This is a genomic window from Lacrimispora sp. (assembly GCF_047605665.1).
In the GTDB taxonomy this organism is placed as follows: Bacteria; Bacillota; Clostridia; order Lachnospirales; family Lachnospiraceae; genus Lacrimispora.
This window is the reverse complement of the sequence record NZ_JASGFH010000022.1, coordinates 1-26853: the sequence shown is the minus strand read 5'-3', so window position 1 is coordinate 26853 and position 26853 is coordinate 1. Positions and strand designations below refer to the sequence as shown.

The window sequence follows — 26853 nt, the reverse complement described above, 5'->3', positions numbered from 1 at the left end:
TTATATGATGAAGAAAATTTTTAAAGTATGTATGTGCGGCCTTGTGACAGCAGCTCTTATTTCTGGATGTGGAAAGAAGGCAGCAGAAGAAACTACAGCAGCGGCAACGGAATCCGCCGCAGCTCAGGAGACTCTGGAAACAGTGGATTTAGCTGGCGTGGACAACGGAACCATCACCCTTGGACAGTACAAGGGCGTGGAAGTGACCAAGGACGCAGTGGAAGTGACAGACGATGAAGTGAACCAGCTCATCCAGGGTGAACTGGAGCGCAGCGCAACGTATGAAGAAGTGGACCGCGTTGTCCAGGATGGCGATCAGGTCAACATCGACTACGTGGGAACCAAGGACGGAGTTGCTTTTGAAGGCGGCACGGCTCAGGGCTACGATCTCACCATTGGCTCCGGCCAGTTTATCGAAGGCTTTGAAGAAGGCCTCGTAGGCGCCAAAAAGGGCGATAAAGTCAGCCTGGACCTCACCTTCCCGGAAGGCTATCAGAGTGCGGAGTTAGCAGGCAAGGCAGTTGTATTTGAAGTGACTGTCAACGCTGTAAAAGAGAAAAAGGTTCCTGAGTTAAACGATGCCTTTGTTCAGGAAAAATCTGAATTCAAGACAGTTGATGAATATAAGGAAGACAAGATGCAGACCCTGCTGTTAGAGAAAAATGAGCAGGCAGAGCAGAAAGTAAAGGGCGACATTTTCAATGCAGTGCTGGAAGGCTCTACCGTTGAACCGAACCAGGAAGCCATTGATGCCAACTACAACAATGTGCTGGCTACCTACACCAATCAGGCAGCAGCTTACGGCATGGACTTAGCTACCTTTGCAGGCGCTCTTGCAGGCATGGATGTGGAAGCCTTTAAGGAATCCGTGTTAAAGCCTCAGGCAGAGGGAATGGTAACTCAGAGACTGGTGATCAACGCCATTGCAGAAGCGGAAAATATCACCATCACCGATGAAGACCGCCAGGGTGTTGCAGACGATATGGGTTATGAGAGCGTGGAAGCGCTTCTTGAAATCGCAAGCCAGTATGACCTTGATGATTTTATTATGACCAATAAAGTAATGGATTTTCTGACAGAGAACGCAGTGATTAAATAACAAATAAATTACGACAGGGAGGAACCTTTCATGCAGCTTTTAATGGACCGAATCCGCAGGGATGGAAAAATCAAGGCCGGTAATGTGTTAAAAGTTGACAGCTTCTTAAATCACCAGATGGATATTAAGCTGTTTGTTGAGATTGGAAAAGAGTTTAAGAGACGTTTTGATGATTATGAGATCAATAAGATATTGACCATAGAAGCGTCCGGTATCGGCATTGCCTGTATTGTGGCTCAGTACTTTGATGTGCCCGTTGTTTTTGCAAAGAAATCCAAAACGAAAAATATTGCAGGCGACATTTATACCACCCAGGTGGAGTCCTTCACCCATGGCAGGACCTATGATATTTTGGTTGCCAAGGAGTTTTTAGGGGCTGGTGACAAGGTGCTTCTCATTGATGATTTTTTAGCCAATGGAAAAGCCCTGGAAGGTCTGGCTGACATTGTGAAAAACTCCGGAGCAGAGCTGGTAGGAGCGGGAATTGTCATTGAAAAGGGCTTTCAGCCCGGAGGGGACCATTTAAGAGAGCAGGGAATTAAGGTAGAATCCCTTGCTATCGTTGAGAGCATGGATGAAAAAGCGGGCACCATACGTTTTCGGGGGGAATAATGGCTGGAAAAAGAAAGGTATTGTTTTTTGATATTGACGGAACCCTCTATTCTGAGGTAAACCGGAATGTGCCGGAAAGCGCTAAAAAGGCAGTGGCCAGGGCCCGTGAAAAGGGCCACCTCGTATTCATCAATTCAGGCCGTCCCTATTGCCTGATGGGACCTATTAAGGAAATGATTGAGGTGGATGGCTATTGCTGCGGCTGCGGAACCAGGATTGTGGCAGGGGAGGAAGTCCTTTTCTCCGCCACCATTCCCCGTGAAAGAGGCGTTGAGATCAAAAAGCTCATTGTGGATCATGGCATAGATGGAATTCTGGAGGGAACGGAGGATTGTTATTTCCGGGAAGGGACCTCCCGCATGCCTGCAATCGAAACTCTGAAGGAAAAGCTGAGGAAAGAGGGCAGCGTGCTCTCTCCCTTTGGCTGGGAAGAGGATTGCTATGATTTTGATAAATTCTGTGCCTTTACCGATGAGAAAAGTGATTTAAAGGGCTTTGCCCGCGCTATTGGGCTGGACTTTGATATCATAAACAGGGGGAACGGTTTTTATGAATGCGTTCCCGCCGGATATTCCAAGGCCACGGCCATGGAAGTGGTTTTAAAGCATTACGGAATTTCCCTGGAGGATGCTTACGTGTTTGGAGACAGCACCAATGATCTGTCCATGTTTGAATATGCAGAAAACTGTGTTCTCATGGGACATCACGATGTGGAACTGGAGCCTTATGCCACCTTTTATACCAAAAATGTGGAGGATGACGGGGTGGCTTACGCCATGGAGAAACTGGGGTTGATTTGATGAAGAGCAGAAAGAAAATAGAAAAAAGACAGATCATTCTGTATCTTATGGGCATTTTAATCATTCCGGTGGGCGTTGTCTTTACCATCAATTCCCATGCAGGGGCAGGTGGCTTCGATGCCATGAACTTTGTACTGGCAAAGTATTGGGGTATCAATACCTCTTTTGTCATTTACATAACGTCATTCCTGATTGTGCTCGTTGCAGCAGGAATTCGCAGAACTTATCCCAGAATGGTCACCTTTGTGTCGTCTGCCCTGATTGGATTTTTTATCGATATCAGCAAGAGGCTGCTGGAGGGAATAGAAGGGACAGGAATCGTTTCCTCGGCAGTTCTGCTGGTCGTGGGGATGATTTTAATTGGCTTTGGAGTTGCTTCATATATAGCTTCCGGCCTGCCGCCCAATACCAACGACGATCTGGTTCTGGCTCTGAGGGAAAAGGGTGTGCCTATCGGCAAAGCCAAAGTCGGCTTTGACAGTATCTGCGCCCTTCTGGCTTTTCTTTTAGGAGGCGAAATCGGGTGGGGAACCATTGTGGTCACTTTTGGCCTGGGATGTGTGGTGCAGTTTTTTGATGGAATTTTTGGCAGCTATGGGAAAAAGGCTGTTGTGAACTAGAAAGCGAAAAACAAATAAAAGCCGCTCTTTCACGAAAAATGTGAAAGGGCGGCTTAAATATTATTGTCAGTTCATCTTTGCAAGAATGCTTCTGGCTACGCTCAGTCCGTTGGCTGATGCCTGCTGAAGTCCTCTGGTTACAGAAGCGCCGTCACCGATGGCACGTAAGCCTTTTACGCTGGTTTCAAAATCCTGATTGACTACAACTTTATTGGAGTAGAACTTCACTTCTACGCCGTATAACAGGGTTTCGTCGCTGGCGATACCGGGAGTCACCTTGTCAAGAGCGAGGAGCATCTCTTTGATGTCAACCATGATGCGGTGAGGGAATACCAAAGATAAATCGCCTGGAACCGCATCCTTTAAGGTGGGGATGAGGTTGTTGCGGCATAATCTCTCTTCTGTCGTACGTCTGCCTCTCTGGAAATCTCCGAAGGTCTGAACCAGAATCCTTCCGTCGCAGAGCATGTTACTGAGCTGTGCGATGTGCTTGCCGTACTCGATGGGTGTCTTAAAGGGTTTTGTAAAGTTCTTTGATACGAGAAGAGCGAAATTGGTGTTGTTGGTCTTATACTCCTGGGACTTGTATGCGTGGCCGTTGACAACTGCCAGTCCGTTTTCGTAATATTCTGTTGCAACCTCTCCGGAAGGATTGGTACAGAAGGTGCGGACTTTATCGTCAAAGGTGGGAGTGTGGTAAACCAGTTTTGCCTCATAGAGATTCTTATTTAAAAACTCCATGACTTCGTCACGAACCTCTACACGGACACCGATATCTACAGTACCGACCATGGTTTCAATTCCGTGGTCGCCGCAGATGTGGCTGAACCAGTCAGAACCTTCCCGGCCGATGGCGGAAACGATTTCCGGTGCGCAACAGGTTTCATCCTTATCGGTGATGACTGCCGTTGCCACATTGTCCTCGATGATGATGTCCTTTACCATGGTGTTAAATGCCATTTCAACGCCCTGTGCCAGCAGATGCTCCTGGAGGCGGGTATATATTTTATAGCCTTCCTCTGTTCCCAAGTGGCGGATAGGACATTCGATCAGCTTTAAGTTGGCGTTGATGGCCTTTCTTCTGATCTCCTGGATTTCCTTCTGCTTGTCCACGCCGTAAACATTGGTGTCAGCTCCGAATTTCAAGTAAATGTTGTCAGATTCCTTTAACAGCTCTGAAGTTTTATCGTATCCCAGGATTTCCGGAAGATTTCCTCCCACGTCAGGGGATAAGGACAGCTTTCCGTCGGAGAATGCTCCTGCTCCTGCAAAACCGGTAGTGATGGAGCAGGGCTTGCAGCCTACGCACACCTTGGTTTTTCTCTTGGGACAGGCCCGTTTCTCAATGGGGCGGCCCTTTTCTATCATTAAAATTTTAAGGTCTGGTCTTTTTTCAATCAGTTCATAAGCACAAAAGATACCGGAAGGGCCTGCACCGATGATGATCACATCGTAATTCTTGGAAACATTCTTCATGAACATTACTCCTTTTCTATCAAATCCTGAGACAACTGTTACATGGAAATTAAATCTGCCTGCTTTTTTAATGCTGCATCAGGCGCAGCGGCTCTATTTTACCATAGAGGGATGAGGATGACAAGAAAAATCATATGAATAAATCATAAATTTAAATATGAAAGGCCTTTTGCCTTTACATCTGAAATTGTTGCTGTTAAAATGAAGGAACGGCGTTAGACCCCCGGTAACGGAAATCTAACGCTTTTCAGGCGTGAAATGCTTTAAAAATGGTATGAATCGGGACGCCAGTTAATATAGTGAGGAGAATCATCATGTATATCATAGCAGGACTTGGAAATCCAACGAGAGAATATGAAAAAACCAGACACAACGTAGGTTTTGAGGTAATAGACACACTGGCGGACAGGCTGGGAATCCGTGTGACGGAAAAAAAGCACCGGGCTTACTGCGGCCAGGGAATGATAGACGGGGAAAAGGTCATACTATCAAAGCCCCAGACCTTTATGAATTTAAGCGGAGAGAGCATCCGTTCCATGGCTGACTTTTACAAGGTGGAGCCGGAGAAGGTCATCGTCATCTGCGATGACATCAACCTGGCGGAAGGCCAGTTGAGGATCAGGACAAAGGGAAGTGCAGGCGGGCACAACGGTTTGAAAAATATCATCAGCCACTTAGGAACCCAGGAATTTTTGAGAATCCGGGTGGGAGTGGGGGAAAAGCCCAAGGAAATGGACCTGGCAGACTATGTGCTGGGACGGTTTCCAAAGGCCCAGGCAGAGCTTATGGCCCAGGCCTATGAGGACGCTGCAAAGGCAGCCGTCATGATGGTCACGGACGGGGCGGATATGGCAATGAACTACTTCAACAGGAAGAAATAAGGAGATTTCATGAGCGATCTATTTGAAAAACCATTGCTGGAACTGAAGGATTTTGAGGACCTGGCAGCGGATTTGGCAAAGGGAAACGGACCGGCTGCGGCAAGCGGCTGTATGGATTCCCAGAAGGTCCATCTGATGTACGAGGCGGCCAAGGGAGCAGGGTCTAAGCTGGTAGTGACTTATGACGATATCAGAGCCAGAGAGATCTACGAAGACCTGCGCTTTTTTGATCCCAATGTCTGGCTTTATCCTGCCAGGGACTTGCTTTTCTTCAATGCGGATATCCATGGAAATCTGCTGACCAAGCAGCGCATGGAGGTGTTCCGTCACCTGATGGAGGGGGATTCCGGCTGGGTGGTGACCACCATGGATGGACTGATGGACCATTTGCTTCCTCTTGAGTACTTAAAAGAACAGGTGCTGTACGTGGAGGAAGGATACATCATCGATGTGGAACAGTGGAAGAAGCGCCTTTTGGAGCTGGGATACGAACGCATGGGCCAGGTGGATGGCATGGGCCAGTTCTCCATCCGGGGCGGTATCATCGACATATTTCCTCTGACGGAAGAGCTTCCGGTCCGCATTGAGCTATGGGATGACGAGGTGAACTCCATCCGCACCTTTGACTTGGAAAGCCAGAGGTCCGTAGAAACTTTAGAAAGCATCCGGATTTACCCTGCCACGGAAATGGTGCTGACAGAGGAACAGATTCAAGACGGAATCGGAATCCTTGAAAAAGAAGCCCAGACCTATGAAAAAGAGCTGAAAAAGCAGTCCAAAATCGAAGAGGCCGCCAGAATCCGCCGCCACGTTTCCGAGCTCTTAGAAGGAATCCGGGAGGGATGGAAGCAGAAGGGCTTAGACGGCTATGTCCATTACTTCTGCCGGGAAAGCGTCTCCTTTTTGGACTATTTCCCCCAGGAGAACCGGATACTGTTTTTAGACGAACCGGACCGGCTTAAGGAAAAGGGAGAAACCGTTGAAACGGAATTCAGGGAGAGCATGATACACCGTCTGGAAAGCGGATATCTGCTTCCCAGCCAGACAGGACTTCTCTTTTCCGCAAAAGAGATGCTGGCCAGGGTTCAGACAAAGACCACGGTCTACTTAACGGGCCTGGAGCAGAAGCTTTCCGGATTTTTGGTAAGAAACCGTTACAGCTTCCAGGTGAAGAATGTCAATGCCTATCAAAACGGCTTTGAGCTTTTGATCAAGGACTTAACCAGATGGAAAAAAGAAGGCTACCGGGTCGTCCTTTTATCCGCTTCCAGGACCAGAGCCAGCCGTCTGGCAGGGGATTTGAGGGAATACGATTTAAGGGCTTACTGCCCCGACGAAAGTGAAGAGAGCAGCGAGGTAAAGCCGGGAGAGATTCTGGTGACCCATGGAAACCTGCGGCGTGGCTTTGAATACTCTCTGCTCAAATTTATCGTCATCACAGAAGGCGATATGTTCGGGGTGGATAAAAAGAAGCGCAAACGGAAAAAGACGGCCTATGAAGGGACCAAAATCCGCAACTTTTCAGACCTTTCCGTAGGCGATTACGTGGTTCATGAAAGCCACGGCCTTGGAGTCTACCGGGGAATTGAAAAAATAGACCAGGATGGAATCACCAGGGACTATTTGAAGGTGGAGTATGCGGAAAACGGAAGTCTTTACTTACCCGCCACCAGACTGGACGGAATTCAGAAGTACGCAGGAGCCGAGGCCAAAAAGCCCAAGTTAAACCGCTTAGGCGGTGACCGGTGGAATAAGACCAAGGCAAAGGTCAAGGGCGCGGTAAAGGAAATCGCCAAGGATTTGATCCAGCTTTATGCCGCCAGACAGCAGACCGAGGGCTTCCGGTACGGGGAGGACACGGTCTGGCAGAAGGAATTTGAAGAGATGTTTCCCTACGAGGAGACGGAGGACCAGTGGGATGCCATTGAAGCCACCAAGGCGGATATGGAAAGCCGCAAGGTCATGGACCGTCTGATCTGCGGGGATGTGGGCTACGGCAAGACGGAGATCGCCCTGCGGGCTGCTTTTAAGGCGGTTCAGGAGGGAAAGCAGGTGGTCTATCTCGTTCCCACCACCATTCTGGCCCAGCAGCATTACAACACATTTGCCCAGAGGATGAAGGATTTTCCCGTCCGGGTGGACCTTTTGTCCCGGTTCAGGACTCCGGCCCAGGTGAAGAAGACCCTGGAAGATTTAAAGCGGGGCACTGTGGATATTGTCATCGGCACTCACCGGCTCTTGTCAAAGGATGTGAAGTTTAAGGACTTGGGACTTCTCATCATTGATGAAGAGCAGCGTTTTGGGGTGACTCATAAAGAAAAGATCAAGCAGTTAAAGGAAAATGTGGATGTTCTGACCCTGACCGCAACCCCCATTCCCAGAACTCTGCACATGAGTCTGGTAGGAATCAGGGACATGAGCGTGCTGGAGGAGCCTCCGGTGGACCGGGTTCCCATCCAGACGTATGTGATGGAGTACAACGATGAAATGGTCCGGGAAGCCATTCACAGAGAGCTTTCCAGAGGCGGTCAGGTGTATTATGTATACAACCGTGTGAACAACATCGATGAGGTGGCAAACCACATCGCCAAGCTGGTTCCCGACGCAGCCGTCACCTTTGCCCACGGGCAGATGCATGAGCACGAGCTGGAGCGGATCATGCTGGACTTTGTGGCCGGAGATATCGACGTTTTAGTCTGTACCACCATCATTGAAACGGGACTCGACATCCCAAATGCCAACACCATCATCATCCAGGATGCAGACCGTATGGGGCTTTCCCAGCTATACCAGCTTCGGGGGCGGGTGGGGCGTTCCAACCGGACCTCCTATGCCTTCATGATGTATAAGCGGGATAAGCTTTTAAAGGAAGAAGCGGAAAAACGCCTCCAGGCCATCCGGGAATTTACGGAGCTGGGCTCCGGCATCAAGATTGCCATGCGGGATTTAGAAATCCGGGGCGCGGGAAATGTGCTGGGAGCTGAACAGCACGGCCATATGGAGGCGGTGGGGTACGACCTTTACTGCAAGCTCTTAAACCAGGCAGTTTTGGAACTGAAGGGAGAGCGGAGGGAAGAGGATGCCTACGAGACCGTGGTGGATTGCAGCATTGACGCCTATATTCCTTCTTCTTATATTAAGAATGAATATCAGAAGCTGGATATCTACAAGCGGATTTCCGGCATTGAAAATGAAGAGGAATACATGGATATGCAGGATGAGCTGATGGACCGTTTCGGCGACATCCCAAGGCCTCTGGAAAATCTTTTGAAGGTGGCGGCCTTAAAGGCATTGGCCCACAGTGCCTATGTGACGGAAGTCAATATCAACCGCCAGGAAATCCGTCTGACCATGTATAAAAACGCAAAGCTTAACGCGGAAAAGATTCCGGAGCTGATTCTCCGGTACAAGGGCGATTTAAAGCTTCAGACTGGAGATGAACCGGTGTTTCGGTATTTGGACCGGCGAAAAAATAATTCCATTGATGTGATGGTAGAACAGACTCAGGTAATTTTAAAAGAGATATATGAATTGACCTTAGGATCATAAGCCAGAATGGTTTGTAAGTGAAACAGAGTCGTAAAGATGGAGCAGAGTTTCTAGAGAAGATAAAATTAATCCGATATATACTTGGTTAATGGATGTGGGTCTTTTATGGATAGGAACTCTGTTCTGTTAGTTAGGATATTATTATTCTTTTATCAGAAATAACTATAGGCATTGACTATGTGAGAATTGTAGAGATAAAGTTGATATATGAGGACAATGTAAAAAAAATGTGGTATAATAAATCTCAATCTTGAGACCGTGTCATCTTCATAAAAATACAGTTGTTTAACATTCTAGATAACCGATTCATTTCACCGTGATTTGCAGTACAGGACATATCCATATGACTTTATTTTAAAGAGAAAGTTGTGTAAGCCAACGTTTTTTATAATGCTCTGGCCTTTGGCAGCGTGAAAGGGATGGAATAAAAATGAAAGAGATATTGAATACGTTTGATTATTGCGGAATGAGGTATGGGATATTAGAGATTGGAGATGGTTGGAAACTTGTTATTACACAGCAAGGCGGACATGTTTTCGGTCCGTTTTCTGACCGATATCCGGAGGGGATATTCTGGATACCGGAATCGATACATAGTCCGGACAGTTATAAAAAATTGGTGGACAGCCAGGTTTGGAACACCGGAGGAGACCGGGTATGGGTGGCACCTGAAATTCAGTTTAATATTATGGACCGGAAACATTTTCGTGAAACATTAAAGACTCCCAAGACCATTGATCCGGGAGAGTTTTCTATGGAACACAGTGGAAATACCGTTGTTCTGAAACAATCGATTGATCTTGAATCTCATAATACCGTGACGGGTATGATGCATGTGGAGTTTGGGAGAACCATCCTAAAAGCCTTAAATCCCTTGAAAAAGCTGCAGGATTGCACTGCCTTAATGCAGGAGGTGTCTTATTGCGGTTATGAACAAGTGCTGGATTTGAGTGTAGAGAGTGAGCAGGAGATATATGCCGAGAGTTGGAATCTTCTCCAGATCAGACCGAAAGGTACCATATATATACCAATGTATCAACCTCTGAAAGGGACTGATCATTATGAGCAGGTTGGTGAACATGAATATTTAACAGAACATGGCGTATGCTTGAAAATCACCGGTGATTCCCGCTATAAAATTGCTTATAAATCAGCGGTGCTGACCGGAAGATTCGGATATCTGTCAGAGGAACGGGATGGAGAAAGCTGTCTTATTATCATCAATTATCCGAACAACCCATCTGCGATGTATTCGGAGGAACCTCCCATGCTGGAGGGAGATACCGGCTACTCTATCCACGTCTATAATGATGACGGAAATTCAGGAGGATTTGCTGAAATGGAATGCAATATGCAGACAATTGGACGTCCCACTGGTCTGAACCATTCCATTGAGCGCGTGGCAAAATGGATTTTTACCGGGAAGTCAGACAAATTAAAATTAATTGCAGAGGTGCTTTTGGGTTATGGTTTTGAAGAATAGAGGGTTGCTTTTATATCCGGAAGATTAATGGTCAAATGTTATAAGAAAATACGTGAGAAATTAGTTGAATTAGTTATTTACTGAAAATGGTATTGACATTAAAAATACAATATGATAATATTTTCGCATGAATAAGGAACTGTATTTATGAATATTAGTGATATTGCACAAAAAGCTGGAGTGTCAACAGCAACGGTATCAAGAGTTATTAATAATAGCGGTCGGGTGAAACCCACAACTCGTGAAGCAGTTATGAGGGTTATCAAAGAGAATGGTTTTATTCCTAATGCAATTGCAAGAAGCTTAAGCGTACAAAGCACCTCGAATATCGGAGTTATTTTTCCGGATATTGAGAACCCATTCTTTTCAGGGGCGTTGTATGGCATCACAAATGTAGCTGACCAGAATCGGTACAATGTTTTTTTCTTTAACTCTGATGAGAATGTGGTGAAAGAACAGGATATTCTGCGGATGGTTGAAAGCCAGCATTTAGCTGGGATTATCATCACTCCGATTGCCAATCTTTCTACTGTCACAAAAGAACTTTTAGAGGGACTTGAAAAAAAGGGGATACCGGTAGTCTTGTTGGACAGGGATATTCGTGGAGGCGAGTTCAGTATTGTTTTGGCGGAAAATGAAAAAGGGGCCTACTTAGCAGTAAGCCAATTGATTCGAGAGGGACATGAGAAGGTTGCGATTATCGAAGGAGATCCTTTGAATCGGCCAGTGTATGAACGTTCAAAGGGATATCGTAGGGCTATGGATGAGTATGAGATTCCCATTCGGGGCGAATACATGGTCAGAGGAGATCAAAAATCAGACCTGGCCTATCAGATGACCCAAAAACTGATGAGCCTTCAGGAGCCACCGACAGCAATCTTTACATGTAGTAACATGATGACCTTGGGCTGTCTGCGCTATTTGACTGAGCATAACTTAGTACTTGGACGAGATGTTTCGCTGATTGGTTTTGATGATATCAGCGTTCTGAAAGTGATTGATTTTAAACTTTCCGTAGTAGACCGGTCAGAAGCCGATATGGGAAGGATCGCCATGAGAATGCTGCTCAACCGCTTGGAGAATCTGGATGGTGAACGGGAAATAGAGGTTCTTCCAGTCAAACTGATTCTCAGAGGTTCTGAAAAATTTTTAAACAGGAAATAAACGGTTTAAAGGGTTATTCCTTAAGGGAATGATTTCTTTTTTAAAACAAAAAAAGTAACCGGTTACGCAAAAAAGTTATAATATTATAATATAAAAGTGAAGTTTTATATATAAAATGCATAAATATATTATAAAATAAAATGTAACCGGTTACATTTTATCAAGATGAAAGGAGTGCATTATGACATTTACAGAGCGGTATCAAAAGTATGTAAAAACAATTCTTTCTGAGAATGAAGCTGTTTTTTTAAATCAAGATATGGAGGAGCTTCAGAATTTTATTTTTGCAATCAAGCGGTCTGAGAGGCTGTTTGTGGTTGGGGCAGGGCGTGAAGGCATTGCTGCGAGAAGCTTTGCAATGAGACTTATGCATCTTGGAAAAGAAACTTACTGGCTCTGGGATGATACAACTCCGGGAATGAAAGAGGGCGACCTTTGTCTTATGGTAAATGGTTCCGGAAAGATAGGCCATATCGATTATCTTGCTGAACAGACCTTACATACTGGAGCAGAACTTGGAATCATCACAGGTGCGCCAAAAGAACGGATTCCTCAGGTTGCAGATCATGTTTTATTTGTTCCTGCAGCTGTATATAAGGGAACGGACTCTCGCGTCATACAGTCCATACAGCCTATGGGAAATCTTTTTGAACAGCATTTATTCTTGCTGTTTGACATTATTGTAATGCTTCTGAAAGAAGAGATGGGACTTTCCTATGAACAGATGGAAAGCCGTCATCGGAATATTGAATAGATATTCGGTTGGATTTTGATTCAAAGGCCCAATGCCTTATGAATATATCACTCTTACCAGGGGTGAAAACAACACAAAAACAAAAAATGTGTAGGAGGAAATGAATCATGAAGAAAAAAATTTTACTAACTCTATTGACGGTGGCTACGACAGTCTCTATGCTGGCTGGCTGTGGCAATTCATCCAGTCCTGCTCCGGCTGGTACGGAAGCAGCTAAGACGACAGATGCGTCAAAGACAGCAGAAACGGAGGGGAAGAAGGATTATAGAATTGCTGTCGTTGTAAAAGGCAATACGAATGGCTGGTTTATTCGTATGGAAAAGGGTATTAAAAAATGGGCTGATGAGAAAGGGATTGAAGCATGGATGACGGGTCCGACTGATACTGATTCATCTCAGCAGATCCAGATTATTCAGGATGTGATCAATCAGGATATTGATGCATTATGTGTGGTTCCGGTTGATCCGGTTGCTTGTGAACCTGTTTTACAGGAGGCGAGAGATAAGGGAATCGTTGTTATCTGCCATGAAGGTTCTACCGTGGAAAACTGCGATTACGATATCGAAGCATTCAACAATGCCGGTTACGGTGCATTTATCATGGACAACCTGGCTAAATTGATGAACGAGAAGGGTACATATACCACCATGGTTGGGTTTTTGAGTACTGCTTCCCACAACGAGTGGGCAGACGGCGCTGTTGCAAGACAAAAAGAAGCATATCCGGGTTTGACTCTGCTGGCTGACTTACCTCGTGTTGAGTCTGAGAATAACACGGAAACAGCTTACGAAAAGGCAAAAGAAGTTCTCAAGAAATATCCGGATATCACAGGTTTTACAGGCAGCTCTTCTGATGACACACCAGGCATTGCCCGTGCAATCAACGAGTTGGGACTGGCTGATTCCGTTCATGTTGTAGGTACCGGTATGCCCAATGAGTGCCGGGAACTTTTAAAGAACGGTTCTCTTACCTGTATTACTCTTTGGGATCCAGCTGATGCCGGTTATGCAATGTGTGAATTGGCCCGTATGTGTCTGGATGGCGAAGAGATTGGCAACGGAACAAACCTCGGTTTATCTGCCTATGACAATTTGGTGGTTGATGAAAACAATAAAAAACTGCTTATGGGTAACGGATTCATTTCTATAACTGCAGATAACGTAGATGACTTTGATTTCTAATTTTTGATATCCTATAGAGAACTGCGAGGCGTATGAGCACGCAGTTCTCTTTGTAAAAGGGATAAGCAGGGGTTAAATATGGAGGAATGGATGTGTCGGAAAATATAATTAAAATTGCAGGCGTAAAAAAGTATTTTGGCGGCGTAAAAGCGCTGGATGGAGTTGACCTGGTAATAAAAAGGGGTGAGGTACATTGTTTGGCCGGTGAGAACGGATGTGGAAAATCTACGATTATTAATGTGATTTCCGGATTCTATACACCAGATGCAGGGACTATTGAGATTGACGGAAAAGAATATTCAAAATTGACCACACAGCAGGCTATTGATGCAGGTGTACAGGTTATTTATCAGGATTTGTCAGTATTTCCCAATCTGACAGTGCGTGAAAATCTTGCTTTGAATATGGAAGTGGCGAGTAGAAAAAAGATTATCAGTAAAAAAAGATTTCATGAAATTGCTCTGCAGGCATTGTCTAAAATTGATTTTAAAGTGGATTTGGACGAGATGGTGGAGAATCTGACGGTTGCGGATAAGCAGCTTATTGCCATCAGCCGTGCGCTTTTAAACAATGCGAAACTGATTATTATGGATGAGCCTACCACTGCGATTACCCAGAAAGAGGTTAAAAATCTGTTTAATGTAATTCGTGATTTGCAGAAGCAGGGAATTGCAATTCTTTTTGTATCTCATAAGCTGGATGAGGTTTTTGAGATTGCAGAGCATTTTACTATTTTCCGCAGTGGGAAAAATGTGTTCTCTGGAAAAACGGAAGAACTGAATGAACAGAAATTTACATATTATATGACCGGTCGCGAAATTCAGGAGGAATTTTTCCATTATGATGAGAAGCCGGAGGCGAAGAAGGTTCTGGAAGTTAAGGATTTGAGCCTGACTGATGGATTTGCCAATTGCAGCTTTTTTCTGAGAGAGGGAGAGATTCTTGGCATCGTTGGACTGTTGGGTTCCGGCCGGACTGAGCTGGCGGAGACAATTTTTGGATATCACAGGGCTGAGTCCGGTGAGATTTGGATTGACGGGAAAAAGGCAGAAATTAACAGCGTCAAAGATGGCATTGCCAATGGAATCGGATATGTTCCGCCGGAACGCGGCGTCCAGGGGTTATTCATGGATCAATCAATTGAAGATAATATTTCTATTACAAAATGGAAAGAGCATTCTAATTCTCTCGGTTTTATCAGGGAAAAATCTGTTGAGGAGTCCGTGGAACATTGGGTGCGGGAACTCTCTATTAAAATTAATGATATGAAAGACAACATGCGGACTTTGTCCGGCGGTAATGCACAAAAATGTGTGCTTGCAAAGTGGTTGTCTTTGGATTTGAAAGTTCTGATTTTAAACGGCCCTACAGTGGGTGTGGATATTGGTGCAAAATATGACATTTATAAGTTGACTCAGAAGCTTGCGGAGAATGGTTTGGCTATTATCATTATTTCCGATGATATTCGTGAGATTCTTTCCAACTGTAATCGCGTTCTTGTTATGAAGCAGGGGCGGCTGGTAGAAGAGCATATGACCAGTGGGCTTGACGAAACTTCACTTTCGGCCTTGTCTGTAGAGTGTTAAGGGGGAATTTCTATGAATGTTAAAAGAATGACAAAAAGAACGGAATTTTATGTGATGATGATTATCATTGCTTTTTGTATGCTGGTTCAGGTGCGCAGCGGACAGTTTTTTACCGGAAATAATATTGTGGATTTACTTCGCTCTATGACAATCCCTATCATGTTCTGCATTGGTGAGATGATGGTATTGCTTTCTGGAGGTGTTGACTGTTCTTTCCCGGCGATTGCCTCCTTGTCCATGTACTTTGTGTGCACAAAGATGGATGGCATGTTTAGCAACCCACTGCCCTATTTTTTAGTGGCAATTCTTCTTGGATTGTGTATGGGTGCGCTCAATGGCTTTATTGTGGCTAAATTCAAATTTCCCGCATTGATTGTTACTTTAGGCACCAGTGCCCTGTTCCTTGGAATTATGCAGGGGGTTTTAGGATCCAGTGAGTATCCGCTGACAAAAGCGCTTTATTCTCTTGGCTCCGTAAAGCTGCTGACTGCGAAGAATCCCCAGTCAGGACTGACTTCTGATCTGCCGATTCATTTTATCTTTATGATTGTTCTGGTGGTGCTGGCATGGCTTCTGTTAAACAAGACCATGATTGGACGCGGAATTTATGCGGTAGGCGGTGATGAGGTTGCGGCCACAAGAGCAGGGTTTAACGTGTTTGGAACGAGGATATTTATCTTCTGTCTGTCAGGTGCATTGGCAGGATTCATTGGCGTCAGCCGTGCCAGCATGCTTCTTACGGTCAGCCCCAACAACATGATTGGTATGGATATGGATGTCATTGCAGCCTGTGTGCTTGGCGGAGTATCCTTAGTCGGCGGCCGCGGAAGCATTGTGGGTGCGATTCTCGGAACCATCCTGATGACAATTGTATCTAACAGCCTGATTCTTCTTGGAGTTCCCACACAATGGTCTCGTGTGTTTACCGGTATTATTATTATTGTCGGAACTGCGGTATCTGCAATTCAGGAGCAGCGCAGAAAGAAGAAACTGTTTGTTGCTGTCTCAGAGAAACCGGAGGTATGAGTATGAATAAAGAAAAGACATCAATTAATATGAAAATGTTCACAAGGGATGCAAACTTTGTCAGACTCTTTATTGTTTTTGTCGCAGTGTTTATCATCTGTACCGTATTAAAGGGCTCTCAGTTTTTGAATTTAGGCAACTTCCAGTCCATGATGAAACAGTTCCCGGAATATGGACTTTTAGCGGTGGGGATTTCTTTGGCTCTGCTGATTGGGGGTATTGATTTAAGTGTTGTCTACATTGCAAATTTAAGCGCCATTATTGCAGGCAAATTTCTGCTGTCCAGGATCAGTGCAGATGCAACGGATGGAACAGTCTATATGATGATTTTTGCCAGCTTCGGCATTTCCCTGTCCATTGGTGCATTGGCCGGTGCATTGAACGGCTATTTGATTTCCGGTTTTGGTATCCCGGCTATGCTTGCCACTTTAGGTACTCAGTCCCTGTTTTGGGGCTTCGGTGTCGTACTGACCGGCGGCTCCAGTATGAGCGGATTTCCGAAGCAGCTGTCTGCCATGTTTAATAGGTCTGTCGGTATTGTGCCGGTTACCGTTATTCTGTTTGCCATTGCTGCCATTGTTGTAGGGCTGGTGGTTTATCGTATGATTTTAGGGCGCCAGATGAAAATGTATGGAACTAATAATATAGCGACAGTTTATACGGGATTGAACAATAAAAAGCTGGTTATTTCCACTCATGTGATTATCGGTGTTCTTGCTGCGTTATCCGGTCTTATTATGTGGGGGCGCTACAGTTCCAGTAAACCGGATAATGGAGCTACCTATACAATGCAAGCCATCTTGATTGCAGTTATGGGAGGCGTCAGCCCAAACGGAGGAAAAGGGAATATCCAGGGTGTTGTATTGGCGGTTTTGATTATTCAGATGGTCTCCAGCGTGCTGAATATGTTTAACAATATTCCAACGGCTTTCCGGCAGATCTTTTGGGGAGGATTGCTGTTGATTGTTATGATTTTTAACTATGTTATTAATAATCGCTCAAAACGGCGCGGATAAAGGAAGATAATGGTGGACTAAAATGAAGATATATGATATCACAAGCCCGGAATTTAATAAATACGGAGCAATCGTGCAGGGATATGACTTCTCAGAACTGCTGACTGAAATGCGTAAAAAAAGCATTACTGAACACATAAAATATGTTGCCAGCGATCCGGTTTTGGAAACGCTTCCGATTTTCAGGCAGTTTGCCAACGGATTTTTTGGAGGGATGCCGGTGGAGTTGGGATACTGCATGGGGCACAATCAAAAACTGAATGCACTGGAATATCACCGCGATTCGGAAGTCAACATCTCTGTGACTGATTACATTGTGCTTCTTGGATGCAAGCAGGATCTGGACGAGAATTTTAATTATGATACGGCAAAAATAGAAGCATTTTATATTCCGGCGGGTTTGGCAGTAGAATTTTATGCGACCACCCTTCATTACTGCGCCTGCCATGTGCAGGAGGGCGGCTATAGTCATGCGACATTTCTGCCGAGAGGAACCAACTGCCCGTGGGAAGAGGGATTTATTCCGGAAACGGAAGAAGACCGCCTTCTTGTGGCCAGGAATAAGTGGCTGCTGGTTCATGAGGATGGAGGTTTTGACGGGGCCCTTCCGGTGAAGCTGAAAGGAGAAAATTGTACGATCATGCAATCGGACTGGAAAGCGAGGGAATGATGGAAAAGAAAGTAGTTGTAATCGGAAGTTTAAATTATGATGTATGTTTAAAGCAGGAACACCTTCCTGAGGAGGGAGAAACCTGTTTTGCAGACAGTGTGGAATATTGCAGCGGGGGAAAGGGCGCAAATCAAGCGGTGCAGGCATCAAAGCTTGGCATACCTGTCTATATGGTAGGCTGCATAGGAAGGGACCAACAGGGAGAATTTCTAAAAACGAATATTGAACGGTATGGTGTCTGCACAGACTATTTAAAGAGGGTTGATGAAAACAGTGGAATGTCTGTTGCCCAGTCCCTTTATGACGGAGGTGTGAGAGCTTCTGTTGTAAAAGGCTCGAATGACAAGGTTGCCAAAGAGGATGTGGATGCATTGGATGAATTCTTACATACGGGAGATATCGTCGTTCTTCAGCTGGAGATTCCGATTCCTGTAGTGGAGTATGCAATCCGTTTTTGTAAGGAACGCGGCTGTTATGTTATTTTAAACGGTGCTCCTGCTGCTCCGATTGACGAGGCAATATTAAAACTGGTAAATCTTTTTGTTGTCAACGAGTTGGAGGCGGAATTTTACTGCGGACGTGAGATTGTTTCTCCGGAGGTGGCAGTGGAAGAAATTCGTAAGATGACTGTTCATCTGGGCAATATATGTATCTACACTTTGGGAAAGGCCGGGTCTGTGGTGTGTTCCGGCTCTCAGGCTGAATTTGTGCCTGCCAAGGAGGTTCAGGCCGTGGAATCCACAGGTGCAGGAGATTCCTTTATCGGCGGCCTTTGCTATGCGTTAACCCATGACATGGATATCTTTTCCGCAACCCGGTTTGCTACCTGCTGCAGCGCGAAGACGGTATGTAAGACAGGCGGACAACCTGCTATGCCGACATTGGAAGAGGTTATGGAGCTTTATCATGCAGAACCAATAAATCAATAGAATAGAAAGGCGGTATAATTATATGGATTATGCAGGAAGAATGAATTCTTTTATATTTAAGGGAAAAAATGTGTTTGACGCAATTGCCGCATATCGCAACATGCAGGGTATCACACATTTGGAGTTTAACTATCCGGAGCACATCGAAGGGAACGACCTGGAAGAAATACGCAAGGCCATGGGACCTTTGAAAGTAAATGGCTTTGCTATTCGATGGAGAAATTTTTGGAAAAATGGAAATTTTGCCAATCCAGATCAGGAATTGAGAAAAGAAGCTATTGATATAACAAAAAAAGCAGCGGATAGCTGCCGGTCTCTTGGCGGAAATATTATTACCCTGTGGCTGGAAAATGACGGTTTTGATTACTCTTTCCAGATGGATTATATGACAGGCTGGAATCAGATTGTGGATGCCATAAGGGAGGTTGCCGATTATGCTCCGGATATGAAAATGAGCATTGAATATAAGCCTTTTGGAGAGCGAAATTTTGCCATGCTGGATTCTGCAGGAATGACTCTTTTTATGGTAAATACCATTGACCGTCCTAATGTAGGCGTTACATTTGATTTCTGTCATATGCTGATGAAGCGGGAAAACCCAAGCTACGGTTTGGCATTGGCGGCCAGCCAGGGCAAGCTGTTTGGATTACATATGAATGATGGCTACAGCCATCAGGACAGCGGATTGATCTTTGGCACCATTCATCATGCCCAGTCTCTGGAATTTGTATATTACCTTAGAAAATATAATTATCAAGGAGTTGTGTTCTTTGATACGTTTCCAATCCGTGAGGCTGCGGACCTGGAAACTCAGGCAAACATTGATTCTTTTGAAAGATATTTATCAATTGTTGATGGACTTGGTGTGGAGAAGATTGATGAAATAGTGAAAAAACATGATGGTATCAGCTCGCAGGAATTAATTATCGGTATGCTGAGGTAGTTGAGAAAGATTATAATGTTAAATGTTTCTTTATCATGGGAAGCAACAGGCCTTCGTTTTACCTGGAGGTTAAGGCATAAGAAGGATTTATGCATTTCGTGTAAAGATCTAAAAATAGCATCTGATTGATCGACATTAACGTTGAAAATCAGGTGCTATTTTTAAAATTTGGGAAATATGGCAGACGCAAGTATAATCTTTTGCATTCGTAGCAAAATAATACCAGACATGATTTACCTGATACTAAATTGCACAAGATGGAGGAATTTTAATTATGAAAGCAACAGGTATTGTGAGAAGAATTGACGACCTGGGTCGGGTGGTAATACCGAAAGAAATCCGAAGGACTCTCAGGCTGAGGGAGGGAACACCTCTTGAGATATTTACCGACAGGGAAGGAGAAATCATTTTAAAGAAATATTCCCCTATGGTGGAGCTGACTTCCTTTGCCGTCCAATATGCGGAAGCCATGGCCCAGACCACCGGGCTGACTGTATGCATCAGCGACAGAGATCAGATTATTGCAGTAGCAGGAGGGTCGAAAAAGGAGCTTCTCCAAAAGACCATCAGTAAGCCCCTGGAAACCCTGATCAATGAACGGACTGTTGTGACGGCAGGCAAGGATGAAAAGGGCTTTATTTCCCTGACAGACGAAAGCCTGGAAGGTGTGACCGCCCAGGTGGTGGCTCCCATCATCTGCGAAGGCGATGCCATCGGTGCCGTGGCCCTTTTAAGCAGAGAGCCGAGAGTCCGTTTCGGAGAAATGGAGACAAAGCTGGCTACAACGGCTGCCGGTTTCTTGGGCCGCCAGATGGAAGGCTGACCTGTTGAGTGATGGAAACAGAAACGAGGAGGTGAAAGAATATGAAGGATTATTTGCCGGAAGAAGATTATTACGGAGATGGAGATATCCCGGAAATTGATACAGAAACGTATGAAGACGGATTCTATGTAGAACCCCTGCCGGAATCCGAAAGACCCAGAAGAGACGGCCCCGGAGGCAACTAAAGACAGCCGGAGATAAAAAAAGAAACGGCCTGGGCCGTTTCTTTTTAACATCTTTAATAGATGATCTGATCTCCGTCCTTGATGGAGTAATTCACTCTTACATTCAGCTCTTCCATCCACTGTCTCGTTTCCAGGGTCTTCCAGTCACCGCTTCCGATGCCGCCGCCGTTGTCATTGTTCCAGAGCCAGAGGGGGCAGGGCCAGAGGGCGATCTGGGGCTTTATGAGGGCGTAGACGTCTTTGTTGACGCCGTACTGGCCGTGGTGGGACATCTGGACGATGTCGCTTTTTAAGTCCTCAGGGCTGCAGTCCCTGGCTAAGGCTTCGCCGCCGTCGGGACCCAAGTCTCCAAGGGCCAGGATGCTGACATTATTTAAGAAGAACTTATAAGCGACAGAGCTGTTGTTGACGGCCGCCGTTTCCAGAAGGTAAGGATCATTTAACACCTTGACCCTGATCTGGCCGATCTGTATCTCCTGGTTCTTATGGACCTGGTGCACGCTTTCTTTGGGAAGGGTTGCCAGGGCAGAAATCAGGCGGGGAATCAAGTCGGAGCGGGAAGGCTCTACCGCCTCATACCAGGCCGGGTCGGCCATGGAATGATACACGTGATCAATGGTGATCTGGCTGTCCGGGTTATTTAAGATTTCCACAAGCGCACCTACATGGTCTGAGTGGGGATGGGTGATGAACCAGCCGGATACACGTCCGCCTTTGGAGCGGATTACATCGGCCAGATGAGATGCATCCATGTCCCAGCCTCCGTCGATGACCACAAGCGTTCCGTCCTTGTCCTGTAAGACCATGGAAAGCATCTGCCGGTTATCGGAATTGGCTAAAAGGGATAAGCTTCCGCCGTCAAAGAGTTTAGCTCCCGGCCCGATGGTGAGGGAGGGGCCAAAGTTCATGCCCTTTAAGGCTAAGTCTCCCTGAGGTTTTGCGGCAGGGGAAAAGCCTGTTAAAAGGGAGGGAAGCACAATGTTAAGCATCAGCAGAAATACCGCTATTTTTTTCCAGATATTGAAATGTTTCATATATTACCTCCAGGTTCATTAAACTACCCCCATTATATAGGAAGAGGGTATTTTTTAACAGAGGGAGAAAGCAATCGTCAGAAAATCTTCAGAAAGTCAGATGGTTTCCATAAGTGTAAAATGCACAGAAATGGTCCCTGAAAAGCGCAAAAAACCTTGACAAATACTGGAGAAACAGCTATAAATGATATAGTAATCGTGTTAACGCGAAAAATCGTAGCCGGGCTACATTCTAGGAGGAAGATATCAATGAACAAAGCAGAGTTAATCGCAGCAGTAGCTGAAAAAGCAGAACTGTCCAAAAAAGATGCAGAGAAAGCGGTTAAGGCTTTAACAGATGTAATATCTGAAGAGCTGGTTAAGGGTGAGAAGATCCAGTTAGTTGGTTTCGGTACATTTGAGGTGTCTGAGAGAGCAGCGAGAGAGGGAAGAAACCCAAGAAGCGGCGAAGTTATGAATATCCCAGCGTCCAGAACACCAAAGTTCAAAGCCGGAAAAGCTTTAAAGGATCTGATAAACGAATAATTTATGAGACTCGATAAGTTCCTTAAGGTTTCCCGCCTTATTAAAAGAAGAACGGTAGCCAACGAGGCCTGCGATGCAGGCCGTGTGCTTGTCAATGACAAGCCTGCAAAGGCGTCCTTAAACGTGAAGATGGGCGATACCATTGAGATTCGTTTCGGAACCAGCTCTGTGAAGGTGGAGGTTCTCGATGTGGCGGAAACAGTAAAAAAGGATGAGGCTAAGGATCTTTACCGCTATCTTTAACCCATTGATTTTAATATTCAGGAATATTGCAGCGAACCTCCTAATATACTTTATACAGGTATATTAGGAGGTTTTCTTATGGAAGAGAGAATGAGCATCCGCCCTCACAGGCTGCAAATTGAAAACAGGGCTTCCGGTACGATCACAGGGGTCCGGGAGGTAGTGTCCTTTGACGAGGGACAGGTGGTTCTGGATACGGATATGGGGCTTTTAACCTTAAAGGGAAAAGAGCTTCACGTCAGCCGTTTGACCCTGGAAAAGGGGGAAGTGGATTTAAACGGCAATATTGAAAGCATTGTCTATTCTTCCAACGAAGCCCTTCGAAGGTCCGGAGAATCGCTGTTTTCCAGGCTGTTCAAATAAAGAACAGGGGGGAGTCGTATGAGCGTTCATATTGTGTATGAAGTCAAGCTTCTGCTCTACAGCTTCCTGACGGGCGCAGGGCTTATGATGACGTATGACCTGCTGCGCATTTTACGTATTTTCATTCCTCATTCTTATATTTTTACGGGAATAGAGGACATGGTATACTGGGTATATGCTGCGCTGGTCACATTTTCCCTGCTATATGAGCAGAATGACGGGGGTCTCAGAGGGTATGCCATTGCCGGGGTATTTATAGGAATGGTTTTATATGATAAAATAATAAGCAAACATTTTCTAAAACTCTTGAAACATTTTCAAAAATATCTTACAATAAGGATAGATAAATGTAACCGGAAGAAGCAGAGTAAGAGATGACTGGTGATGGTATGAGCGGTATGGGGAAATCGAGAAGAAAAAGAAAAGATAAATGGGGTAACCGTATGACGATCATAGGGACCACTTTTGTTGTCATCAGCCTTGCTGCTATTGTTACGATAAAAGGGGAGACCCTAAGGGAAAAGGACCGGACGTACCAGGTCCGCCTGGAGAATTTAGAAGCACAGGTGGCTAAGGAAAAGGAGCGGTCCGGAGAGCTGGAAGAGTACCGGGTCTACGTCCAGACCAAGCAGTATGTGGAGGAAGTGGCGAAGCAGAAGCTTGGACTTGTAAAGCCCGATGAGATTCTTTTAAAGCCGTCTAAGAGACAGTGAAAAAGCAGAACATTGTCGTACAATTTTAAAAACAGAGTCAGCCATTTTGACAAATATTTCCCTCCTGCCTGTATATAATGGGGTCTAAACCATGAAACGGGCAGGAGGGATTTTTGTGTTCAGACGTAAGGCGGGGCATCACCATATGGCTGATGTGAATGTATATACTGCAAAGAAATTAAATGACATGGCAAATTCGCTGGGAGAGCTTGCCAGGGCATTTACAGATGACTTATCCTCACAGCAGGGGCTTACAAAGGAGGACGGAGAAGCAGCGCTTCAGACTGCGGCGTCCATGGTATGCGCAGGATGCACCAAATGTATCGTATATCCGGGACAGGAACAGGACAATCAGTATTACCTTCATTATCTGATTCGTGCATTTGAACAAAAGGGGAGCGTGGACTACGGGGACATGCCCCGTTTTTTTCTGGAAACCTGCAAACACAAGGATGAATACTTAGTCCAGTTAAACCGGGGCCTTGGAAGAGCCACCATGAATCTGGCCTGGAAGAACCGCTTTTTAGAGAGCCGGGATGCGGTTGTAGCCCAGTTTCAGGAGCTGGCGGTGATCTTGGAGGAATTTTCTTATCAGGTGGAAAACTCCGTTGACGTAACTCCTAAATGGGAGGATGCAGTGAAAAGGGCATTCCGTCGCCATCACATTTCCGTAGAAAAAGTTCTTTTTCTGGAATATGAAAATCACCAGAGGGAAGCATATATAACCATGAGGACTGTAAACGGGCGGTGCGTGACCGTGAAGGAAGCGGCAGAAATCCTGGGGGATGCTGTGGGAGAAGGGGAGTGGGCCGTGCCTCCTGACGGCAGAAATTTGGTGACAAAGCAGGCTGATACCATACGGTTTGTGGAGCGGGGGCAGTATCAGGTGATTTACGGCGCTGCCAGGGCTACCAAGACCGGGGAAGAGGTGTCCGGCGATAATTATACCTTCGGCCACATCCAGCCTGGACAGGCCATCATGAGCCTGTCGGACGGGATGGGCAGCGGAAAGGCGGCTGAGGAGGAGAGCAGACAGGTGATCGAGCTGACCCAAAGGCTTTTGGAGGCCGGATTTTCAGCCAGAGCAGCCTTAAAACTGGTCAATACGGTTTTGCTGCTGACAGGCATGTCCCAGCACCCGGCCACACTGGATTTGTGCTGCATTGACTTGAAGACGGGAATTTTAGAGGCCATGAAACTGGGAGCGGCAGCCACCTACATCCTCAGTGACAGGGGCGTGGAGCTTCTGGAGGCGGGAGAGGTGCCCATGGGCGTTTTAAGTGGCGTGGAACCTGTTTTGCTGTCCAAAAAGCTGTGGGAGGACAACCGGATCATCATGGTCAGTGACGGTGTTTTAGATGCCCTTCCGGCAGAGGATAAGGAACTGATGCTCCAGGATTTCATCGCAGGAATGCCCATTAAAAATCCTCAGGACATGGCGGATCGGATTCTTCTCTTTGCCAGGTCCTTTACGGAGAGGGCCAATGACGATATGACGGTTTTGACAGCCGGCATATGGAAACGAAAATAGTAATTGCAAGGGACATGTTTTGCGGGTATACTTAGCTGTAGTATGCTGTTTTTCCGGAGCCGGAAAATATGCAAAGGAAGGTGGTTCCATGTACAAAAAGATACTGGACTATATCAGACGGAACCGGCTGTTTGCTTCCGGGGACAGGGTCATTGCGGCCTTGTCCGGAGGCGCCGATTCGGTCTGTCTTCTTATGGTCTTAAATGAGTTAAAAGAGGAGCTGGGGCTTACTTTAAAAGCCATCCACGTCCACCACGGCCTGCGGGGTGAGGAAGCGGACCGGGACAGTGAGTTTTCCCGGATTTTTGCAAAAAGGCTTGGGGTGGATTTTTCCTGCATCCATGTGGATGCGGCCTGTTATGCCAGGGAAAACGGGATGTCGGTGGAGGAAGCCGGGCGCCATCTGCGCTATGAAATATTTGAAAAGGAACGTTTGGCCTTTAAAGGAACAAAGATCGCGGTGGCCCATCACGCGGACGACCAGGCGGAAACCATTCTTTATAATTTATTCCGGGGAACCGGGTTAAAAGGTCTTGGGGGAATGCGTCCTGTGCGGGACCGAATTGTCCGCCCTCTTTTGTGTGCAGGCAAAGAGGAGATTCTTGCATATCTGAAAGAAAATGGGATATCTTATTGTGAGGACTCCACCAATGCGCTGGAGGACTATGCCAGAAACCGAATCCGCGGCTGGATTCTGCCCCAGATTAAGGAGCAGATCAACAGCCGGGCCGGGGAGAATATCCTCCATGCGGGAGAGATGGCGGCAAAGGCCGATGCTTATTTAGAAAAGCAGGCAGAAAAGCTTTTGGACCGTCTGGGAGTCAGGGAACGGGATGGAGACGGCAGGGTGACAGGATGCGGGATTTTGGCAAAGGAGCTCTCAGAGGAAGAGGAAATCATCAGAAGCTATGTGATCCGGGCCATGATCCGGTCTGTCCGGGATTCCATGAAGGATATCACCATGAGCCATGTGGAAAGTGCAGCAGGGCTTATTTTTGGGCAGCCGGGCAAACGTGTGGACCTTCCGGGAGGCCTGATTGCGGTGCGTAACCCGGAGGAATTGTGGATAAAGGGCAGGGATCAGAAAGATTTTGGGGAAAAGGAAGGCGAATTTCCCCTTCCCGAAGTGGATTTTAAGGTATTTTCCTACAAAAAAGGCCAGGAAATTCCCAAAAACGGGTATACGAAATGGTTTGATTATGATAAAATCAATAGTACGCTTTCTGTAAGGTATCGGGAAACCGGAGACTACATCACACTGGCTGGAGGCGGAAGAAAGTCCGTCAAGTCTTTTATGATTGATGAGAAGATTCCCAGGGAGGAACGGGGTAAAATACCCCTGGTGGCAGACGGCTCCCATATCCTCTGGGTAATCGGATACCGGATCAGTGAATATTATAAGATTACAGACGATACCCATACAGTCATACAAATACAGATAGACAAAGACGGAGGAAGCACCCTCCGGGCATACCACCATGCCCAGAATACAGGGCAGGAAAGAGGAAGCGCCTTTCAGGCATACCATTATGCCCAAAATGCGGGGCAGGAAAGAGGAAGCGCCTTTCAGGCATACCATTATGCCCAGAATGCAGGGCAGGAAAGAGGAAGCGCCTTTCAGGCATACCATTATGCCCAAAATGCGGG

The 26853-nt window shown here is 46.0% G+C and carries 27 protein-coding genes; 25 read left to right on the top strand and 2 right to left on the bottom strand.

Going from position 1 to position 26853, the window contains the following annotated elements; translation table 11 throughout:
• Positions 1–4: 4 nt before the first annotated feature.
• Genes tig through QM657_RS16390 form a run of 4 tightly spaced genes read left to right on the top strand, consistent with a single transcriptional unit; the run spans position 5 to position 3131 of the window.
• Complete coding sequence (gene tig / locus QM657_RS16405; RefSeq protein WP_415067779.1) at positions 5–1099, top strand: trigger factor; 1095 nt, start codon at positions 5–7, stop codon at positions 1097–1099.
• A gap of 30 nt (positions 1100–1129) precedes the next feature.
• The gene (locus QM657_RS16400; RefSeq protein ID WP_415067778.1) at positions 1130–1711 is read left to right on the top strand and encodes a xanthine phosphoribosyltransferase; all 582 of its coding nucleotides are present in this window, start codon (positions 1130–1132) and stop codon (positions 1709–1711) included.
• A complete protein-coding gene (locus QM657_RS16395) occupies positions 1711–2511 on the top strand; it encodes an HAD family hydrolase (RefSeq protein WP_415067777.1) in 801 nt (266 codons plus the stop codon). The genes QM657_RS16400 and QM657_RS16395 overlap by 1 nt, the downstream gene beginning before the upstream one ends.
• Positions 2511–3131: a YczE/YyaS/YitT family protein gene (locus tag QM657_RS16390; RefSeq protein ID WP_415067776.1), complete on the top strand. Its 621-nt coding sequence runs from the start codon at positions 2511–2513 to the stop codon at positions 3129–3131. Before QM657_RS16395 ends, QM657_RS16390 begins: the two co-directional genes overlap by 1 nt.
• Positions 3132–3197: 66 nt before the next feature.
• Here the strand turns inward: QM657_RS16390 and QM657_RS16385 are convergent, their stop codons facing one another.
• Positions 3198–4607, bottom strand: a complete 1410-nt coding sequence (locus QM657_RS16385) for an NAD(P)/FAD-dependent oxidoreductase (RefSeq protein ID WP_415067775.1) — start codon at positions 4605–4607, stop codon at positions 3198–3200.
• A 314-nt stretch (positions 4608–4921) separates the two neighbouring features.
• Between QM657_RS16385 and pth the strand changes: the two genes are divergently transcribed.
• The 14 genes from pth (at position 4922) to QM657_RS16315 (ending at position 20797) form a co-directional block, all read left to right on the top strand.
• Positions 4922–5488: an aminoacyl-tRNA hydrolase gene (pth, locus tag QM657_RS16380; RefSeq protein ID WP_415067774.1), complete on the top strand. Its 567-nt coding sequence runs from the start codon at positions 4922–4924 to the stop codon at positions 5486–5488.
• A 9-nt stretch (positions 5489–5497) separates the two neighbouring features.
• Entirely contained in the window at positions 5498–9037 is a 3540-nt protein-coding gene (gene mfd / locus QM657_RS16375) for a transcription-repair coupling factor (RefSeq protein ID WP_415067773.1), read from the top strand.
• 430 nt (positions 9038–9467) lie between these two features.
• A complete protein-coding gene (locus QM657_RS16370) occupies positions 9468–10520 on the top strand; it encodes a hypothetical protein (RefSeq protein ID WP_415067772.1) in 1053 nt (350 codons plus the stop codon).
• 147 nt (positions 10521–10667) lie between these two features.
• Complete coding sequence (locus QM657_RS16365) at positions 10668–11684, top strand: LacI family DNA-binding transcriptional regulator (RefSeq protein WP_415067771.1); 1017 nt, start codon at positions 10668–10670, stop codon at positions 11682–11684.
• 181 nt (positions 11685–11865) lie between these two features.
• Complete coding sequence (locus QM657_RS16360) at positions 11866–12438, top strand: SIS domain-containing protein (protein WP_415067770.1); 573 nt, start codon at positions 11866–11868, stop codon at positions 12436–12438.
• Positions 12439–12545: 107 nt separating this feature from the next.
• Complete coding sequence (locus tag QM657_RS16355; protein ID WP_415067769.1) at positions 12546–13619, top strand: autoinducer 2 ABC transporter substrate-binding protein; 1074 nt, start codon at positions 12546–12548, stop codon at positions 13617–13619.
• Between the two features lie 92 nt (positions 13620–13711).
• On the top strand, positions 13712–15205 hold the full coding sequence (locus tag QM657_RS16350; protein WP_415067768.1) for a sugar ABC transporter ATP-binding protein: 1494 nt from the start codon (positions 13712–13714) through the stop codon (positions 15203–15205).
• A gap of 12 nt (positions 15206–15217) precedes the next feature.
• Positions 15218–16231: an ABC transporter permease gene (locus QM657_RS16345; RefSeq protein WP_415067767.1), complete on the top strand. Its 1014-nt coding sequence runs from the start codon at positions 15218–15220 to the stop codon at positions 16229–16231.
• A gap of 2 nt (positions 16232–16233) precedes the next feature.
• A complete protein-coding gene (locus QM657_RS16340; RefSeq protein WP_415067766.1) occupies positions 16234–17247 on the top strand; it encodes an ABC transporter permease in 1014 nt (337 codons plus the stop codon).
• 22 nt (positions 17248–17269) lie between these two features.
• Complete coding sequence (locus tag QM657_RS16335; RefSeq protein WP_415067765.1) at positions 17270–17917, top strand: DUF4867 family protein; 648 nt, start codon at positions 17270–17272, stop codon at positions 17915–17917.
• Positions 17878–18846: a ribokinase gene (locus tag QM657_RS16330; protein WP_415067764.1), complete on the top strand. Its 969-nt coding sequence runs from the start codon at positions 17878–17880 to the stop codon at positions 18844–18846. Before QM657_RS16335 ends, QM657_RS16330 begins: the two co-directional genes overlap by 40 nt.
• 22 nt (positions 18847–18868) lie before the next feature.
• The gene (locus QM657_RS16325; protein WP_415067763.1) at positions 18869–19789 is read left to right on the top strand and encodes a sugar phosphate isomerase/epimerase family protein; all 921 of its coding nucleotides are present in this window, start codon (positions 18869–18871) and stop codon (positions 19787–19789) included.
• A 274-nt stretch (positions 19790–20063) separates the two neighbouring features.
• Positions 20064–20612, top strand: coding sequence for a stage V sporulation protein T (gene spoVT, locus QM657_RS16320; RefSeq protein WP_415067762.1), 549 nt, complete (start codon positions 20064–20066; stop codon positions 20610–20612).
• Between the two features lie 41 nt (positions 20613–20653).
• Positions 20654–20797 carry an AE-binding protein gene (locus QM657_RS16315; protein ID WP_333646588.1) on the top strand — a complete coding sequence of 48 codons (144 nt, stop codon included), beginning with the start codon at positions 20654–20656 and terminating at the stop codon, positions 20795–20797.
• 53 nt (positions 20798–20850) lie between these two features.
• Here the strand turns inward: QM657_RS16315 and QM657_RS16310 are convergent, their stop codons facing one another.
• Positions 20851–21831, bottom strand: coding sequence for an MBL fold metallo-hydrolase (locus tag QM657_RS16310; protein WP_415067761.1), 981 nt, complete (start codon positions 21829–21831; stop codon positions 20851–20853).
• A gap of 249 nt (positions 21832–22080) precedes the next feature.
• Here QM657_RS16310 and QM657_RS16305 point away from each other — a divergent pair, with 249 nt between their 5' ends.
• From QM657_RS16305 to tilS, 7 genes are all read left to right on the top strand, one after another.
• Entirely contained in the window at positions 22081–22356 is a 276-nt protein-coding gene (locus QM657_RS16305) for an HU family DNA-binding protein (protein WP_158377014.1), read from the top strand.
• A gap of 3 nt (positions 22357–22359) precedes the next feature.
• Positions 22360–22599 carry an RNA-binding S4 domain-containing protein gene (locus QM657_RS16300; RefSeq protein WP_415067760.1) on the top strand — a complete coding sequence of 80 codons (240 nt, stop codon included), beginning with the start codon at positions 22360–22362 and terminating at the stop codon, positions 22597–22599.
• A gap of 78 nt (positions 22600–22677) precedes the next feature.
• Positions 22678–22962 (top strand): sporulation protein YabP, encoded by a 285-nt coding sequence (gene yabP, locus QM657_RS16295; protein WP_333646580.1) that lies wholly within the window; start codon positions 22678–22680, stop codon positions 22960–22962.
• 18 nt (positions 22963–22980) lie between these two features.
• On the top strand, positions 22981–23340 hold the full coding sequence (gene yabQ / locus QM657_RS16290) for a spore cortex biosynthesis protein YabQ (protein WP_415067759.1): 360 nt from the start codon (positions 22981–22983) through the stop codon (positions 23338–23340).
• A gap of 11 nt (positions 23341–23351) precedes the next feature.
• Positions 23352–23675: an FtsB family cell division protein gene (locus QM657_RS16285; RefSeq protein WP_415067829.1), complete on the top strand. Its 324-nt coding sequence runs from the start codon at positions 23352–23354 to the stop codon at positions 23673–23675.
• A gap of 115 nt (positions 23676–23790) precedes the next feature.
• Complete coding sequence (locus QM657_RS16280; RefSeq protein ID WP_415067758.1) at positions 23791–25206, top strand: SpoIIE family protein phosphatase; 1416 nt, start codon at positions 23791–23793, stop codon at positions 25204–25206.
• Between the two features lie 88 nt (positions 25207–25294).
• Positions 25295–26853 (top strand): tRNA lysidine(34) synthetase TilS (gene tilS, locus QM657_RS16275; RefSeq protein ID WP_415067757.1); only part of this gene is annotated, 1559 nt, incomplete at its 3' end.

Excerpts from the sequence above, each read along its gene's own strand:
- tig (WP_415067779.1), top strand. The coding sequence starts at position 5 with ATGATGAAGAAAATTTTTAAAGTATGTATGTGCGGCCTTGTGACAGCA.
- QM657_RS16400 (WP_415067778.1), top strand. The coding sequence starts at position 1,130 with ATGCAGCTTTTAATGGACCGAATCCGCAGGGATGGAAAAATCAAGGCC.
- QM657_RS16395 (WP_415067777.1), top strand. The coding sequence starts at position 1,711 with ATGGCTGGAAAAAGAAAGGTATTGTTTTTTGATATTGACGGAACCCTC.
- QM657_RS16390 (WP_415067776.1), top strand. The coding sequence starts at position 2,511 with ATGAAGAGCAGAAAGAAAATAGAAAAAAGACAGATCATTCTGTATCTT.
- QM657_RS16385 (WP_415067775.1), bottom strand. The coding sequence starts at position 4,607 with ATGAAGAATGTTTCCAAGAATTACGATGTGATCATCATCGGTGCAGGC.
- pth (WP_415067774.1), top strand. The coding sequence starts at position 4,922 with ATGTATATCATAGCAGGACTTGGAAATCCAACGAGAGAATATGAAAAA.
- mfd (WP_415067773.1), top strand. The coding sequence starts at position 5,498 with ATGAGCGATCTATTTGAAAAACCATTGCTGGAACTGAAGGATTTTGAG.
- QM657_RS16370 (WP_415067772.1), top strand. The coding sequence starts at position 9,468 with ATGAAAGAGATATTGAATACGTTTGATTATTGCGGAATGAGGTATGGG.
- QM657_RS16365 (WP_415067771.1), top strand. The coding sequence starts at position 10,668 with ATGAATATTAGTGATATTGCACAAAAAGCTGGAGTGTCAACAGCAACG.
- QM657_RS16360 (WP_415067770.1), top strand. The coding sequence starts at position 11,866 with ATGACATTTACAGAGCGGTATCAAAAGTATGTAAAAACAATTCTTTCT.
- QM657_RS16355 (WP_415067769.1), top strand. The coding sequence starts at position 12,546 with ATGAAGAAAAAAATTTTACTAACTCTATTGACGGTGGCTACGACAGTC.
- QM657_RS16345 (WP_415067767.1), top strand. The coding sequence starts at position 15,218 with ATGAATGTTAAAAGAATGACAAAAAGAACGGAATTTTATGTGATGATG.
- QM657_RS16340 (WP_415067766.1), top strand. The coding sequence starts at position 16,234 with ATGAATAAAGAAAAGACATCAATTAATATGAAAATGTTCACAAGGGAT.
- QM657_RS16335 (WP_415067765.1), top strand. The coding sequence starts at position 17,270 with ATGAAGATATATGATATCACAAGCCCGGAATTTAATAAATACGGAGCA.
- QM657_RS16325 (WP_415067763.1), top strand. The coding sequence starts at position 18,869 with ATGGATTATGCAGGAAGAATGAATTCTTTTATATTTAAGGGAAAAAAT.
- spoVT (WP_415067762.1), top strand. The coding sequence starts at position 20,064 with ATGAAAGCAACAGGTATTGTGAGAAGAATTGACGACCTGGGTCGGGTG.
- QM657_RS16315 (WP_333646588.1), top strand. The coding sequence starts at position 20,654 with ATGAAGGATTATTTGCCGGAAGAAGATTATTACGGAGATGGAGATATC.
- QM657_RS16310 (WP_415067761.1), bottom strand. The coding sequence starts at position 21,831 with ATGAAACATTTCAATATCTGGAAAAAAATAGCGGTATTTCTGCTGATG.
- QM657_RS16305 (WP_158377014.1), top strand. The coding sequence starts at position 22,081 with ATGAACAAAGCAGAGTTAATCGCAGCAGTAGCTGAAAAAGCAGAACTG.
- QM657_RS16300 (WP_415067760.1), top strand. The coding sequence starts at position 22,360 with ATGAGACTCGATAAGTTCCTTAAGGTTTCCCGCCTTATTAAAAGAAGA.
- yabP (WP_333646580.1), top strand. The coding sequence starts at position 22,678 with ATGGAAGAGAGAATGAGCATCCGCCCTCACAGGCTGCAAATTGAAAAC.
- yabQ (WP_415067759.1), top strand. The coding sequence starts at position 22,981 with ATGAGCGTTCATATTGTGTATGAAGTCAAGCTTCTGCTCTACAGCTTC.
- QM657_RS16285 (WP_415067829.1), top strand. The coding sequence starts at position 23,352 with ATGAGCGGTATGGGGAAATCGAGAAGAAAAAGAAAAGATAAATGGGGT.